General features: G+C 76.4%; 18 protein-coding genes. 11 read left to right on the forward strand and 7 right to left on the reverse strand.

The window, feature by feature from the left end; genetic code table 11:
- Positions 1-2 precede the first annotated feature (2 nt).
- The 3 genes from D0Z06_RS14380 to D0Z06_RS14390 are packed head-to-tail and all read right to left on the reverse strand — an operon-like array spanning position 3 to position 2,078.
- Positions 3-827, reverse strand: coding sequence for a helix-turn-helix domain-containing protein (locus tag D0Z06_RS14380; protein WP_117378128.1), 825 nt, complete (start codon positions 825-827; stop codon positions 3-5).
- A 7-nt stretch (positions 828-834) separates the two neighbouring features.
- The gene (locus tag D0Z06_RS14385; RefSeq protein WP_233517681.1) at positions 835-1,194 is read right to left on the reverse strand and encodes a VOC family protein; all 360 of its coding nucleotides are present in this window, start codon (positions 1,192-1,194) and stop codon (positions 835-837) included.
- 56 nt (positions 1,195-1,250) lie between these two features.
- Complete coding sequence (locus tag D0Z06_RS14390) at positions 1,251-2,078, reverse strand: ABC transporter permease (RefSeq protein ID WP_117378130.1); 828 nt, start codon at positions 2,076-2,078, stop codon at positions 1,251-1,253.
- Positions 2,079-2,156: 78 nt separating this feature from the next.
- Here D0Z06_RS14390 and D0Z06_RS14395 point away from each other — a divergent pair, with 78 nt between their 5' ends.
- The 6 genes from D0Z06_RS14395 (at position 2,157) to D0Z06_RS14425 (ending at position 4,937) form a co-directional block, all read left to right on the forward strand.
- On the forward strand, positions 2,157-2,753 hold the full coding sequence (locus D0Z06_RS14395; RefSeq protein ID WP_117378131.1) for an ABC transporter permease family protein: 597 nt from the start codon (positions 2,157-2,159) through the stop codon (positions 2,751-2,753).
- A complete protein-coding gene (locus D0Z06_RS14400; RefSeq protein ID WP_158579993.1) occupies positions 2,699-3,109 on the forward strand; it encodes an ABC transporter permease subunit in 411 nt (136 codons plus the stop codon). Before D0Z06_RS14395 ends, D0Z06_RS14400 begins: the two co-directional genes overlap by 55 nt.
- Before the next feature lie 76 nt (positions 3,110-3,185).
- Positions 3,186-3,521: a VOC family protein gene (locus D0Z06_RS14405; protein WP_117378133.1), complete on the forward strand. Its 336-nt coding sequence runs from the start codon at positions 3,186-3,188 to the stop codon at positions 3,519-3,521.
- A 40-nt stretch (positions 3,522-3,561) separates the two neighbouring features.
- On the forward strand, positions 3,562-3,804 hold the full coding sequence (locus D0Z06_RS14410) for a type II toxin-antitoxin system Phd/YefM family antitoxin (protein WP_117378134.1): 243 nt from the start codon (positions 3,562-3,564) through the stop codon (positions 3,802-3,804).
- Positions 3,804-4,175: a type II toxin-antitoxin system VapC family toxin gene (locus D0Z06_RS14415; protein WP_233517682.1), complete on the forward strand. Its 372-nt coding sequence runs from the start codon at positions 3,804-3,806 to the stop codon at positions 4,173-4,175. Before D0Z06_RS14410 ends, D0Z06_RS14415 begins: the two co-directional genes overlap by 1 nt.
- Before the next feature lie 537 nt (positions 4,176-4,712).
- On the forward strand, positions 4,713-4,937 hold the full coding sequence (locus D0Z06_RS14425) for a hypothetical protein (RefSeq protein WP_117378135.1): 225 nt from the start codon (positions 4,713-4,715) through the stop codon (positions 4,935-4,937).
- Between the two features lie 18 nt (positions 4,938-4,955).
- Here the strand turns inward: D0Z06_RS14425 and D0Z06_RS14430 are convergent, their stop codons facing one another.
- Positions 4,956-5,366, reverse strand: a complete 411-nt coding sequence (locus tag D0Z06_RS14430; protein WP_233517683.1) for a hypothetical protein — start codon at positions 5,364-5,366, stop codon at positions 4,956-4,958.
- Between the two features lie 96 nt (positions 5,367-5,462).
- Here D0Z06_RS14430 and D0Z06_RS14435 point away from each other — a divergent pair, with 96 nt between their 5' ends.
- The 5 genes from D0Z06_RS14435 (at position 5,463) to D0Z06_RS14455 (ending at position 10,136) form a co-directional block, all read left to right on the forward strand.
- The gene (locus D0Z06_RS14435; protein WP_117378136.1) at positions 5,463-6,644 is read left to right on the forward strand and encodes a MalY/PatB family protein; all 1,182 of its coding nucleotides are present in this window, start codon (positions 5,463-5,465) and stop codon (positions 6,642-6,644) included.
- A gap of 52 nt (positions 6,645-6,696) precedes the next feature.
- Positions 6,697-7,473 (forward strand): glycerophosphodiester phosphodiesterase, encoded by a 777-nt coding sequence (locus D0Z06_RS14440; protein WP_199522322.1) that lies wholly within the window; start codon positions 6,697-6,699, stop codon positions 7,471-7,473.
- A gap of 67 nt (positions 7,474-7,540) precedes the next feature.
- Complete coding sequence (locus tag D0Z06_RS14445) at positions 7,541-8,881, forward strand: MFS transporter (protein WP_117378137.1); 1,341 nt, start codon at positions 7,541-7,543, stop codon at positions 8,879-8,881.
- Positions 8,878-9,612, forward strand: coding sequence for a thymidine kinase (locus D0Z06_RS14450; protein ID WP_117378138.1), 735 nt, complete (start codon positions 8,878-8,880; stop codon positions 9,610-9,612). The genes D0Z06_RS14445 and D0Z06_RS14450 overlap by 4 nt, the downstream gene beginning before the upstream one ends.
- Positions 9,613-9,791: 179 nt before the next feature.
- Positions 9,792-10,136, forward strand: coding sequence for an RNA polymerase-binding protein RbpA (locus tag D0Z06_RS14455; RefSeq protein ID WP_117378139.1), 345 nt, complete (start codon positions 9,792-9,794; stop codon positions 10,134-10,136).
- 94 nt (positions 10,137-10,230) lie between these two features.
- Here D0Z06_RS14455 and D0Z06_RS14460 read toward each other — a convergent pair whose 3' ends face one another.
- From D0Z06_RS14460 to lnt, 3 genes are read right to left on the reverse strand one after another with little or no spacing between them, the layout of a single operon-like run.
- Entirely contained in the window at positions 10,231-10,821 is a 591-nt protein-coding gene (locus D0Z06_RS14460; protein ID WP_233517684.1) for an FxsA family protein, read from the reverse strand.
- Between the two features lie 41 nt (positions 10,822-10,862).
- Positions 10,863-11,651 carry a polyprenol monophosphomannose synthase gene (locus tag D0Z06_RS14465; RefSeq protein WP_117378140.1) on the reverse strand — a complete coding sequence of 263 codons (789 nt, stop codon included), beginning with the start codon at positions 11,649-11,651 and terminating at the stop codon, positions 10,863-10,865.
- Positions 11,648-13,246 (reverse strand): apolipoprotein N-acyltransferase, encoded by a 1,599-nt coding sequence (gene lnt, locus D0Z06_RS14470; protein WP_233517685.1) that lies wholly within the window; start codon positions 13,244-13,246, stop codon positions 11,648-11,650. Before lnt ends, D0Z06_RS14465 begins: the two co-directional genes overlap by 4 nt.
- Between the last annotated feature and the right edge of the window lie 158 nt (positions 13,247-13,404).

Genomic DNA, 13,404 nt, shown 5'->3' on the forward strand with positions numbered 1-13,404 from the left:
CGCTAGGGAGTGCGCCCGCCGGCGGTCTTGGAGGAACGCGACCGCCGGGCGTACCGGGCCGGGGGCGTGCCGACCGCGGCGGTGAAGTCCCGGACCAGGTGCGCCTGATCGCTGTACCCGAGCTCGGCGGCCACCGCGGCCCAGTCGACGTCCCCGGTCAGGGCCCGCTCGGCGACCTCGCGCAGCCGCGCGTGCCGGACGACCAGCTTGACCGGCAGCCCGACCTGGTCGGTGAACAGCCGCTGCAGGGCCCGCACGCCGTAGCCGGTGCGCTCGGCGAGCCGGTCGACGCGGGTGAGGGTGCGGTCGGCCTCCACCAGGGCGACCGCCGCCTCGGCGTCCTCGCACCCGGAGGCACACCGGCGGGGCAGGCCGCCCAGCCACTCGTCCAGCACGCGCTGCGCCTCCTGCGGGTCGGCGGCGGTGCGCACCCGCTCGGCGAGGTCCGCGGGCACGGGCAGCAGGTCGGCGGCCGGGACCACCCGGTCGCGCAGCCGGCTCACCGGGCCCTCGACCAGGCGCCGGAAGCCGGCCGCCCGGAAGCGGACCGCGCGCACCGTCGCCGCGCCCCGCAGCGGCCGCCGGTAGGTGCCCGAGACCGGTCCGGTCACCCAGACGCCGTCGGGTTCCACCGAGAGGTTCACCGCCGGGAAGGACAGCACCAGCGACTCGTGCACCACGCCCGGTGGGAGGTCCCAGCGCACCTGCCAGAAGACGGCCACCAGGTCGGCCGTCGCCGGCGTCGGCGGCCGGCGGTCGAGGGTGAAGACGTCCGGGATCGCCGCCGGGTGCAGGATGCCGCGGGTGCCGTCGGGCCGCGGGGTCACCGGCGGCTCACCGGGTCCGCGTCAGATTGACCAGGTTGCCGTCCGGGTCGGTCACGTGCGCCACCCGCTGGCCCCACGGCATGTCGTTCGCCGGGCCCGCCGACCCGCCGAGCTCACCGGCCCGGGGGAGGAGGGCGTCGACGTCGGCCACCTCGATGCTGAGCAGCACGCGCCCGGGCGGGCCGGTCGGCACCGAGGCGTCGGTGGAGATGCCCAGCTCGGAGTCCCCGAGGCGCAGGCCGACGTAGGAGACGGGGCCCTGCTCGGGGAAGCGCATCGTCTCCTCGGCCCCCAGCAGGCCGGTGTAGAAGCCCAGCAGCCGGTCGAGGTCCGGCGTGACGAGGACGGGGCGGATGGTCGCGGGCACGGGGTCCTCCGGCGGTCGGGGGTCGGTGGGGTGCTGACCGGTGGGCGCGCCCGGACTCATCGCCGTCCCGGCGACCGGGCGCGCAGCCCCTCGCCCAGCAGCACGCAGCCCAGGACGGCGGCGACCAGGAACAGCCCCGGGAAGACCAGCAGGTGCGGTGCCTGCAGCACCCGCTCCTGGGCCTGCTGCAGCTGGATGCCCCACGACTGCGCCGGCCGCTGCAGGCCCACCCCGGCGAAGGTCAGGATGGCCTCGGTGGAGATGAGCACCCCGGCGTAGCCGCTGGCGAACACCGCGAGCGGCCGCAGGGCCGACGGCAGCACGTGCCGGCGGACCAGCCGCAGCCGGCCCACCCCGAGCGCGCGGGCGGCCGTGACGAAATCCAGCTCCTTGGTCCGCTGGGTGGCCGCGCGCATCACCCGCACCATCGGGGGCCAGCTGAACACGGTGAGGACGACGACCACCTGCACCAGCCCGCGCTCCTGGGTGACGCTGAGCAGCACCAGCCCGCCGAGCACGATCGGGATGCCCGACCACACGTCGGTCACCCGGGAGACCAGCGCGTCGACGACCCCGCCGGCGTACCCGGCCAGCGTGCCGACCACGAGGGCCAGGAGCGCGGTGCCGGCGACCACGGCGGCGGCCAGCAGCAGCGACGTCCGCGTGCCGTGGACGGTCCGGGCGGCGTAGTCGCAGCCGAAGAGGTCGAAGCCGAACGGGTGCTCCCGGCTCGGCGGCCGCAGCGAGTCCGCCAGGCTGCAGTCGCGGGGGTCGGCGTCGGTGAAGGCGTCGGGAACGAGCGCCATCGCCGTCAGCGTGCCCAGCAGCACGACGGCGAGCAGCAGCGGCACGTTGACCGGGCGCCGGGCCGGACGCGGGAGCACCGGGGGAGTGTGCCGTACCGGATCGCCGCCGTCCCGCCGCCGCCTCCTCCCGGCGCGCGCCGCTGCCAGGATGTGCCGGTGAGCGCCTTCGTCGCCCGCCGGGCCGTGCAGATGGTGGCCAGCCTGTGGGCGGCGCTGACCCTGGTCTTCGTCGCGGTCACCCTGCTGCCCGGCGACCCGGTGCGCGGCCTGTTCGGCGACCGGCCGCCGCCGGAGGAGGTCTACGACGCGGTCACCGCCCAGTACCACCTCGACGAGCCGCTGCCGGTGCAGTACCTGCTGTGGGTGGGCGACGTCGTGACCGGGGACCTCGGCCGGGGCTTCCCCGTCGACGCCTGGGGTGACCCCGGTGGCGGGCCCGAGGTGAGCGCGGTCGTGGCGACGACGGCCCCGGTGAGCGCGGTCGTCCTCCTCGGCGCGCTGGTGGTGCAGTCGGTGGTGGGCGTGGTCGCCGGTGCGCTGGCGGCCGGCAGTCGGCGCGGCGGGGTCGGTGTCTACGCGGTCGCGCTGCTGCTGGTCGGCACGCCGGTGCTGGTGGCGGCGTCGGCGCTGCGCGTGGTGTTCGGCTCGAGCTCGGCTGGCTGCCGCTCACCGGGGGGTCGGGGGAGGCGGACACCTACGTGCTCCCCGTGCTGGCCCTGGCGGCGCTGTCGACCGGTTACGTCGCCCTGGTGACCCGCGCCGAGCTCTCCGACGCGCTGGCCTCGCCGTACGTGCACGCCGCCCGCAGCCGCGGGCTGCGGCCGGTGCGCGTCGTCGGCGTCCACGCGCTGCGGCCGGCGCTGACCGCGGTGGTGACCTTCGTGGCCGCTACCGTGGGCCAGCTGTTCGTCGGCCTCATCGTGGTCGAGCAGGTGTTCGGCATGCCCGGGCTGGGCGCCGCGCTGGTCGAGGCGATCCGCGACCGGGACCGCGCGCTGCTGCTCGGGCTCACCGCGGTGGTCATGGCGGTGGTCATCGTGGCCAACGCCCTCGCCGACGTCGCGGTGGCCGCCCTCGACCCGCGGGTCCGCCTGGCGCAGGCGGGCTGAGGTAGCGGCGATCAGTTCCCGACGCCCGCCCGGTCGTCGCTGCACAGGCAGGAGTCCCCCGACCGGAGGAGATGCCGTGACGTTCCGAGGCGTCCTCGCCCAGGCCACCGTCCGCGATCTGCCCGCCGCCGAGCGCTGGTACACGACCCTGTTCGGCCGCCGGCCGGACGCCCGGCCGATGGACGGACTGCTCGAGTGGCACCTGACCGGCGGGTCGGGGGTGCAGGTGTGGGTCGAGCCGCCGCGGGCGGGGGGCTCGACCGTGGTGCTCGACGTCGACGGCCTCGACGAGGTCGCGGCGCGGCTGCGCGGCGACGGGATCGACCACCCCGGACCGGAGCAGGCCACCTCGTCCCGGGTCCTGCGGCTGACCGACCCGGACGGCAACCGCGTCGTCCTGACGGGCGGGTGACCTCTTGACCTAGTCCGACTTAGCCAAGCACACTGGCGGCATGGTGCGGACGGTGAACGTGCACGAGGCGAAGACGCACCTGTCCCGGCTGCTGGAGGCGGTCGAGGCGGGGGAGGACGTCGTCATCGCCCGCTCCGGCAAGCCCGTCGCCCGTCTCGTCCTCGTCTCCGTGGCCCGAGAGCCGCGGCAGCCCGGTGCGTGGCGGGGTCGGGGGTACCTCGCCGACGACTTCGACGAGACGCCGGAGAGCGTGCTGGCCGCCTTCCGCGGCGAGACGGGCTGATGCTGCTGCTGGACACCCACGTCCTGCTGTGGTGGCTGTTCGGCGACGAACGGCTGACGCCGACGATGCAGGAGGCGATCGCCGACCCTGCCTCGACGGTGCTCGTCTCCGCCGCCTCGGCATGGGAGGCGGCGATCAAGGCGGCACTCGGCAAGCTGGCCGTCCCGAGCAGCCTGGCGGAGGAGGTCGACCGACAGGGATTCGACGCCTTGCCGGTCACCGTCGAGGACGGACTGGCAGCCGGTGCGTTGCCGCGGCACCACGACGACCCGTTCGACCGGATGCTCATCGCCCAGGCCCAGCGCCGCCGTCTCGTCCTGGTCAGCAGCGACCGCCGCTTCGCCGACTACGACGTCGCGACCCTCCGGTGAGCCGGTGTCACCGGCCGCGCTCAGCGAGCCGGTCGAGGCGCGGGGAGGCGCCGCACCCGCGTCCCCTCCGCTCTAGTTGACATAATGTGCATTATCGGCGGTCAGTTGACGAGGCGGGACAGGAGCTCGTCCGGCGGTCCGGTCGGCCGTGCGTGGGCAGGTCGCCCGGACCGCCGACGCGGCCGGGTTCGCGGCGTCACGGCTTCTCGCAGCGCCGCCTCGGGCGGCTCCGCCCGTGCCGGTCGGTCCCTGCGGGTCGGTCCGTGCGGCCACCGGATGCCCGCCGGTGCCTGCTGGTGACCGCCGGTCGCCCCGCCGACCCGGCCGCTCGCCCCGTCCGGGCGCCCGCGCCGCCCCGGCCGGCCGCGCCGCCCCGGCCGGCCGCGACCCGAGCACCGAGACCGCCCCCGGGACCGCCGCCGAGCCGGCTCCCCCGGGTCCGCCGATCCACCCCCGATTACGTCACAGTGACGCAATGTGCGGGGTGCGCGGGGGCTCGACGGGCGCGCACCCCGTCGGCTTCGTAGGGTCGATGTCATGCAACTCAGACGTCCGCTCGCCACGCTGGCGACCGCCCTGGCCCTGTTCGGTGGTGCGGCGACGGTGGCGGCTTGCGGCTCACCCGCCACCCCCGACGAGGGGACCACCGAGGACTCCGGCTCCGAGCAGACGCTCTCGCCGGAGGAGGCCGACCGGGAGAACCTGCCGAACATCCACGACGCCGAGGAGGGCAACGACGACGACACCCACGACCCGGACTGACCGGCGCCGCGGAGGTCGTCAGCGGCGCTCGGCCACCCACAGCCGGTCGAGCCGGCCGGTCGAGCGCACGAGGTCGGCCAGGGAACGCTCGAGCTCGGCCTTGGTCGGCCGCTCGGACAGCAGGGTCTCGACGTCCTCCAGCGCGCAGCGCAGCTGGTAGAGCCGGTCCTGCAGGCCGTCGAGCTCGGCGCGGCTGACCAGGACGACGTCGCCGGACAGCCCGGCCTTCGCGGTGGCCGAGCGCTGCTCGTAGGCCCGCTGCCGGCAGGCCTGCCCGCAGTACTGCCGCGGCCGGCCCACCGAGCCCGTCTGCGGCAGCACCCGCCGGCACCAGCCGCAGCGCCGCTCGCCGGCGCCGTCGCTGCGGGGCGTGGGGAGACCGGTCGTCGCCTCCTCCGCGGTCACCTGCCGGACCTGCTGATCTGCCACGGTGGGCACCGTAGACCCCACCGGTGACCGAACCGGTGGACACGCCCGACCGGGCGGTGTAACGGCGGGAGCACGATCCGCCGGGGAGGAGGAGCGGTGGCCGCGGACCCGACGACCGGCTTCGACGCGCTCAGCGCCGAGGCCCTGCGCGCGGCGGGCAGCCTGAAGTGGACCCGGCACGACCCGCCGGCGCTCGGGGCGTGGGTCGCCGAGATGGACTTCGGCACCGCGCCGGAGGTCACCCGGGCCCTGCACGAGGCCGTGGACGCCGCCCGCTTCGGCTACCTGACCCCCGGGGCGGCCGACGCCATGGCGCGGGCCTGCGCCCGCTGGTACGCCGAGCGCTACGGCTGGGAGGTGCCGGCGCGGTGGATCAGCCCGCTGGCCGACGTCGTGGCCGGGCTGCGGGTCGCGATCGACCACTTCACCCCGCCGGGCAGCCCCGTCGTCCTGCCCACCCCGGCCTACATGCCGTTCCTCACCCTGCCCGGGCTGCTCGGCCGCCCGCTGCTGGAGGTGCCGCTCCGGCAGGGGGCGGACGGCCGGTACGGCTACGACCTCGACGGCATCGCCCGCGCCTTCGCCGCCGGCGGCGCGCTGCTGGTGCACACCAACCCGCACAACCCGCTGGGCCGGGTCTTCGGCGCCGACGAGCAGCGGGCCCTCGCCGAGGTGGTCGAGGACGCCGGGGCCCGGGTGTTCGCCGACGAGATCCACGCGCCGCTGGTGTACCCGGGGGCGCGGCACGTCCCCTACGCCTCCCTCTCCCCCGCCACCGCGACCCACACGATCACCGCGACCTCGGCGTCCAAGGCCTGGAACCTGCCCGGTCTCAAGGCCGCGCAGCTGATCCTGTCGAACGAGGAGGACGCGCGGCAGTGGGCCGAGGTGGCGTTCCTGTTCGACCACGGCGCCTCCACCCCCGGGGTGCTGGCGGCCACCGTGGCCTACACCGAGGGCGGCCCGTGGCTGGCCGACGTGCTGGCCTACCTGGACGGCAACCGGCGGCGGCTCGGGGAGCTGCTGGCCGAGCACCTCCCCGCGGTGCGGTGGACCCCGCCGGAGGGCACCTACCTGGCCTGGCTGGACTGCCGCGACCTGGCGCTGCCCGCGTCGGCGGGGGCGTTCTTCCTCGAGGCGGCCGGCGTCGGGCTGGTCGACGGGCCCGAGTGCGGCTCCCCCGGCGGCGGCCACGTCCGGTTGAACCTGGCCACCCCGCGTCCGGTGCTGGAGGACATCGTCACCCGGATGGCGGCTGCGGTGGCCCGGGGACGGTGACCGGGACCGGGTGGTGACCGGCCCGGCGACCTGCGGCGTTAGCGTGTCGCCCGTGGTCGCCGCCCGGTACGCCTTCCTCGAGGGGCCGTTGCCCATCGCGATGGCCCACCGCGGGGGTGCCATCGAGCACCTGGAGAACACCGCGCCGGCCTTCGAGGCGTGCGTCCGGCTCGGCTACCGCTACCTGGAGACCGACGTCCGGGTGACCGCCGACGGGGTGCCCGTCGCGTTCCACGACCCGACGTTGGACCGGGTGACCGACCGCTCCGGGCGGATCGACCAGCTGCCGTGGGCGGAGGTCGCCACGGCGCGCATCGGCGGCCGCGAGCCGCTGCTGCGGCTGGAGGACCTGCTGGCCGCCTGGCCGGACGTCCGGTTCAACCTCGACGTCAAGGCCGCGGGGGTGCTGGCCCCGCTCGCCCGGCTGGTGCGGCGCATGGGCGTCGCCGACCGGCTGTGCCTGGCCTCGTTCTCCGACGCCCGGCTGGCCGCGGTGCGCCGCATCTTCGGCCCCTCGGTGTGCACCTCGCTGGGGCCGCGCGGGGTGGCGGCGCTGCGGCTGTCGTCCTACTCGCCGCGGGCGGCCGGGCTGGTGCGCATCCCGGCCGGGTGCGCGCAGGTGCCGCTGCAGCTCGGGGGGCGCGCGCTGGTCGACGAGCGGTTCGTCGCCGCGGCGCACGCCCGCGGGCTGCAGGTGCACGTGTGGACGGTGGACACCGAGGCGGAGGTGAGCGCGCTGCTCGACCTGGGCGTGGACGGCATCATGACCGACCGGCCGGCGATGTTGCGCGAGGTCCTGGAGAAGCGCGGCCAGTGGCACACCCCCTGACCCCCGGCCGGCGGGCGTCCCTGCGTGCCGGGTGGACCGGCGTCCTGCCGGCTGCCACCCTGCGCCGGTGACGAGCAGCGCCACCGTGCCCGCCGACCCGGCCCTGCGCCGCGAGCGGTTCGGCTGGTACTCCTACGACTGGGCGATGTCGGTGTTCAACACCAGCGTCACCACGGTCTTCCTCGGCCCCTACCTGACCGCCGTGGCCGAGGACGGCGCCGGCCCGGACGGGCGCCTGGACCTGCTGGGGCTGTCCATCCCCCCGGGCAGCTGGTTCTCCTACGTGCTGTCGGTCTCGGTGCTGCTGCAGGTCCTCGTGCTCCCGCTGACCGGTGCGGTGGCCGACCGCACCGGCCGCAAGCGGGAGATGCTGGCGGGGGCCACCGCGCTGGGCGCGCTGGCCACGACCGGGCTGTTCTTCGTGGCCGACGGGCGGTGGCTGCTCGGTGCGGTGCTGTTCGCGCTGGCCAACATCGCCTTCGGCGCGGCCACCGTCGTCTACTACTCGTGGCTGCCCGACCTCGCCGGCCCCGACGAGCGGGACCTGGTCTCCAGCCGCGGGTGGGCCTTCGGCTACGTCGGCGGGGCGCTGCTGCTGGCCGTGCACCTCGGCCTGGTGCTCGGCGCGCCGTCGCTGGGGCTGACCACCGGGGAGGCGGTGCGGATCTGCCTGGCCACCGCCGGCCTGTGGTGGGGCGGGTTCACCGTGTTCACGGTCTCCCGGCTGCGCAACCGGCCGGTCCGCGACGTCGACGCCGTCCGGTCGCGCACCGGCTTCCGGCAGCTGGCGACCACGCTGCGGGAGATGCGGGCCTTCCCGCTGACCCTGTGGTTCCTCGGCGCCTACCTGCTGTTCAACGACGGCGTCCAGACGGTGATCTCGCTGTCGGCGACCTACGCCGTCGAGGAGCTGGGCCTGGAGCAGTCGGTGCTCACCGGGGCGATCCTCATGGTGCAGGTGGTGGCGATCGCCGGGGCGCTGGCGCTGGGCCGGCTGGCCGCCCGGTACGGCGCCAAGCGGGTCGTCCTCGGCAGCCTCCTGGCGTGGATCGGCGTGCTGGTCGCCGCGTTCTTCCTCGAGGCCGGGGCGGTCGGGCAGTTCTACGCCCTCGCCGCGGTCATCGGGCTGGTGCAGGGGGGCACGCAGGCGCTGTCCCGGTCGCTGTTCAGCCAGCTGATCCCGCTGGGCAAGGAGGCCGAGTACTACGGCTTCTACGAGATCAGCGACCGTGGCACCAGCTGGCTGGGCCCCCTGGCCTTCGGGCTGACCTACCAGCTGACCGGCTCCTACCGGTACGCCATCGTCAGCCTCGTCGTCTTCTTCGTGGCCGGCTTCGTCGCGCTGGCCGCGCTGCCGATCCGCCGCGCCGTCCTGGCCGCGGGCAACACCCCACCGGAGCGCCTGTGACCTCCCCGCTCGACGTCGATCCCGCCGGCGGTCGGGTGCTCTCCGCGGTGCCGGCGGCCGGCGACCGCCGCCGCCACCCCGCCCCGGCGCACCTGCGCTTCTTCCACGGGCCCATGGACTGCGGCAAGTCCACGCTGGCCCTCCAGGTCGACCACAACCAGAGCCGGCAGGGCCGCCGCGGGATCCTGCTCACCCAGGGCGACCGGTCGGCGCGGCCGCGGATCTCCTCCCGGGTGGGGCTGTGCCGCGAGGCCGTCGAGGTCGCCCCGGACACCGACCTGCGGCTGCTGGTGCGCGCGTCCTGGGCCGGGGGCGAGCGGGTCGACTACCTGATCGTCGACGAGGCCCAGTTCCTCACCCCCGCCCAGGTCGACCAGCTCGCCGAGCTCGTCGACGAGTCGCACGTCGACGTCTACGCCTTCGGCCTGACCACCGACTTCCGGACCCGGCTGTTCCCCGGTACGCAGCGGCTGCTCGAGGTCGCCGACGACGTGCAGCGGGTGCAGGTCGAGGTGCTGTGCTGGTGCGGGCTGCCCGGGCTGCTCAACGCCCGGGTCGCGGCCGGCGTGCTGGTCCGGGAGGGGGAGACGGTCGTGGTCGCCGACACCGCCCCCACCTCGGCGCCGGGCGAGGACGCCGACGTCCACTACCAGGTGCTGTGCCGGCGCCACCACGTGCTCGGCCAGCTCGGCCCGACCGCGGCCGGTCCGGGGCAGCTGGCGCTCCCCTGACCCGTCCGGGGGGTCGCCGAGACCACCGATACCACCCCATGAGATGATCCGTAACCGTCTCTGCGGAATCTCTCCGCGAATTCTGTCGTTGGTCCTGTCGACTCTCCCGTCCGGTGGGTATCACCTGCCTGCGACGTCGAGGACCGACCGACACCACTTGCACGAGAGGACGGTGTGCCATGGGCGAGCGTTCCCTGCGGGGCAGCCGACTGGGCAGCGTGAGCTACGAGACCGAGCGGAACACCGCGCCGATCGAGCGGCAGTACGCGGAGTACCGGTGCCCCTCGGGTCACCTGTTCACGGTGCCCTTCGCCGACGATGCCGAGCTCCCCGACACCTGGGAGTGCAAGTTCGACGGTTCCGCCGCGCGGCTGGTCGGCGGCGCCGAGCCGACCCCGAAGAAGGTCAAGCCGCCGCGGACGCACTGGGACATGCTGCTCGAGCGGCGGTCGGTCGAGGACCTCGAGGAGGTCCTGGCCGAGCGCCTCGAGGTGCTGCGCGGGCGGCGCACCCGCGCCAGCTGAGCGCCGGGCCGTCCCGGCCCCGTCGACGGCCCCGGTGGGATGCCCCACCGGGGCCGTCGCGCGTCCGGGGCCGGTGGGCGGTCGGGCGCGGCGGCTACGGGCGTCCGGCCGGGCCGTCGCGGTGCGCTCCGGGGACGGCCTGGCCCTCGACGACCTGGCCGTCGACGGCCTGGCCCTCGGCGACCTCGCCCTCGATGACCCGCGGCCGGGCCGCCCGCGGCTGCGGGCCGGGCCGCCAGACCTCCTGGACCTCGACCTCCTCCACCCGGGCGCTGCGCACGCGCACCGGGCCGCGCAGCGCCACCGGGATGCGGTCGGCGAGCACCCGGGCCACCAGCCCGCGCACGAGGAACCGGGTCGGGGGCAGCAGGCACAGCAGGCCCAGCAGGTCGCCGACGAACCCGGGCAGCACCATGAGCAGGCCGCCCACGGCGATCAGCCCGGCGTCACCCAGGGCCCGGCCCGGCGCGCGGCCCGAGCGGGCCCGCTCCCGCAGGTCGGCCAGCGCCCGGGTGCCCTGGCGGGCCAGCAGGACCCAGCCGAGCGCGCTGGTGGCGAGCATGGCCAGCAGGGTCCAGCCGATGCCGATCCAGCCGGCCACCAGCACGACGACGGCCACCTCGACGGCGGCGGCCAGCGCGACGGCGAGCCGGATGCGGCTGCCCACGCGGTGGGTGCGGTCCACGGCACTCCCCGGCCCGTCCCGGCGGTGCGGACCCGGCCCGCCTATCGGACCGCGCTCGACCGCCCGCCGTCGCGGACCCGTCCCGGCACGGGGCGGCGGACCCGGCCCGGCAGCCGATCGGCCAGCCGGTCCTGCAGGCCCCACGCGGTGACCCGTACCAATGCCTCTCCAACGATCGAGGGCGTCATCTTGCTCCGCCCCCGGGCGCGCTCGGTGAACGTGATCGGCACCTCGACCACCCGGGCGCCGGCGCGGACCGCCCGCCAGGCCCAGTCGACCTGGAAGCAGTAGCCCTGGCTGGCGACCTCGTCGAACGGCAGCCGGTCGACCAGCTCCCCGCGGACGGCGCGGAAGCCGCCGGTGGCGTCGGCCAGCGGCAGGCGCAGCGACCAGCGGGTCCACACGTTGCCCGCCCGGGACAGCAGCAGCCGGTGGGCCGGCCAGTCCTCGACCCGCCCGCCCGGCACGTACCGGGAACCCAGGACCAGGTCGGCGCCGCCGTCCAGGGCGGCCAGCAGGGCCGGCAGCTGCTCGGGGTGGTGCGACCCGTCGGCGTCCATCTCCACCAGCACCGGGTAACCGCGGGCGCGGGCCCAGCGGAACCCGGCCACGTAGGCCGGCCCGAGCCCCTGCTTGGCCGGCCGGCGCAGCACGTGCACCCGGGGGTCCGCGGCGGCCAGCCGCTCGGCCAGCTCGCCGGTGCCGTCGGGCGAGGCGTCGTCCACCACCAGGGCGTGCGCGTCGGGCAGCGCCGCGTGCAGCCGGGCGAGGACGGGCTCGAGGTTGTCCCGCTCGTCGTAGGTGGGGACGACGACCAGCACCCGGTTCACGCGACCGCCCGGCGGCGGGCCAGCGCCGGCCCGGCGGCGGCCAGCACCGCGCCGGCGCCCAGCGCGGTGAGCAGCCACTCCGGCCCCGCGCCGACCCGCTCGGCGACCGTGGCGGCGTCGCGCTGGGCGATCTCCTCGACGAACACCGCCGAGGTGTACAGCCCCGAGGCGTGCACCAGCGACCCGTCGGGGGCGATGACCGCCGAGATGCCGCTGGTCGAGGCCAGCGCGACCGAGCGGCCGAACTCCACGGCCCGCACCTGCGCGGCGGCGACCTGCTGGGCGCTCTCGTCGGTGTAGCCGAAGGTGGCGTTGTTGGTCTGCACGACGACCATCCCCGCCCCGGCCCGGACCGCGTCGCGCACCAGCCCGTCGTCGACGACCTCGAAGCAGATGACGTCGGCGATCCGCGTGCCGCCGATGTCGAGGACCCCCGGCTCGGTGCCGGCGGCGAAGTCGCGCCGCACGAGGTCGACCTTGTCGCTGAACAGGCGGAAGAACGACCGGAAGGGCACGTACTCGGCGAAGGGCACCGGGTGCTGCTTGACGTAGGTGTCGCCGGGCCCGTCCTCGGGGTCCCAGACGATCGCGGTGTTGCTGATGAACTCCCCCGGCCCGTCCACGACCGCGCCGACCAGCACGGGGGCGTCGACCGCCGCGGCGGCGCGGCTGATCGCGCGGGCGGCGTCGGCGTTGGCGAAGGGGTCGATGTCGGAGCTGTTCTCCGGCCAGATGACCAGGTCCGGCCGGGGCCGCTCCCCCGCCGCGACCGCCTCGGCCAGCCGCACGGTCTGCGCGACGTGGTTGTCCAGCACCGCCCGGCGGCGGGCGTTGAAGTCCAGGCCCGGCTCGGGCACGCCGCCCTGCACCACGGCGACGGTGGCGGTGCGGCCGCCGGCGGTGAGCGAGGGCCCGGCCAGCGGGGCCCAGGCGGCCCACCCGGCCAGCGGCACGGCCACGGCCCCGGCGAGCGCGGCCGCGGCGGCCCTCCGCCGGGAGCGGGCCCCGGCCAGCACCGCGGCGGCCAGCAGGGTGCCGGTCAGCGCCACGGCGAAGCCCACCAGCGGCGCCCCGCCGTAGCCGGCCAGCGCCAGGAAGGGCCCCTCGGTCTGGCTGAAGCCCAGCCGGCCCCACGCGAAGCCGCCGAAGGGCCACCGCCCGCGCAGCGCCTCCTGGGCCACCCACAACGCCGCCGCCCACAGCGGCCAGGCCGGCCACCGGCTCACCACGGCGGTGGCCGCGCCCAGCACCGCGACGTAGGCGGCCTGCGAGCCGGCCAGGGCCAGCCAGGGAAGAGCGCCGACGAAGACGCCGCTCCACGACAGCAGCGGGACGAAGCAGGTCAGGCCCAGCACCAGGCCCAGCCAGGCGCCGGTGCGGGCCCGCTGGCCGTGCGCGGCCAGGGCGAGAGCGGCCGGGCCGAGCGGCGCCAGCCACCACAGCGACCAGCCGGGGAAGGCGAGGAACACCAGCGCCCCGCCGGCCGCGGCCAGCGCGGTCCGGCCCAGCCGGGCCGGCAGCCCGCGGCCGGGCCGGGCGGCCGGCTCGCGACCGGGCGGGGGCGCCAGGGTGCCGGTGGTGTCGCTGGCGAGCACCCGCACCTCCCGTCCGTGGCGCCGGTCGGTTCCGGCGCGGTGGGTCCCCGTACCGCGGCGGGACGGGACGGCGGCCACCGGCGTCCCCGCCCGCGACCGCCCCCAGCATCCCACCCACCCGGTTCCCCCCGGCGGATCCCCGCGATCACGGCGCCGTG

Origin of the sequence: Geodermatophilus marinus, from assembly GCF_003428645.1 — a bacterium.
In the GTDB taxonomy this organism is placed as follows: Bacteria; Actinomycetota; Actinomycetes; order Mycobacteriales; family Geodermatophilaceae; genus Geodermatophilus.

Bases quoted from the DNA above. Each gene is read 5' to 3' on its own strand.
- D0Z06_RS14415 (WP_233517682.1), top strand. From the start codon at position 3,804: ATGCTGCTGCTGGACACCCACGTCCTGCTGTGGTGGCTGTTCGGCGAC.
- D0Z06_RS14455 (WP_117378139.1), top strand. From the start codon at position 9,792: ATGGGCGAGCGTTCCCTGCGGGGCAGCCGACTGGGCAGCGTGAGCTAC.
- D0Z06_RS14410 (WP_117378134.1), top strand. From the start codon at position 3,562: ATGGTGCGGACGGTGAACGTGCACGAGGCGAAGACGCACCTGTCCCGG.
- D0Z06_RS14425 (WP_117378135.1), top strand. From the start codon at position 4,713: ATGCAACTCAGACGTCCGCTCGCCACGCTGGCGACCGCCCTGGCCCTG.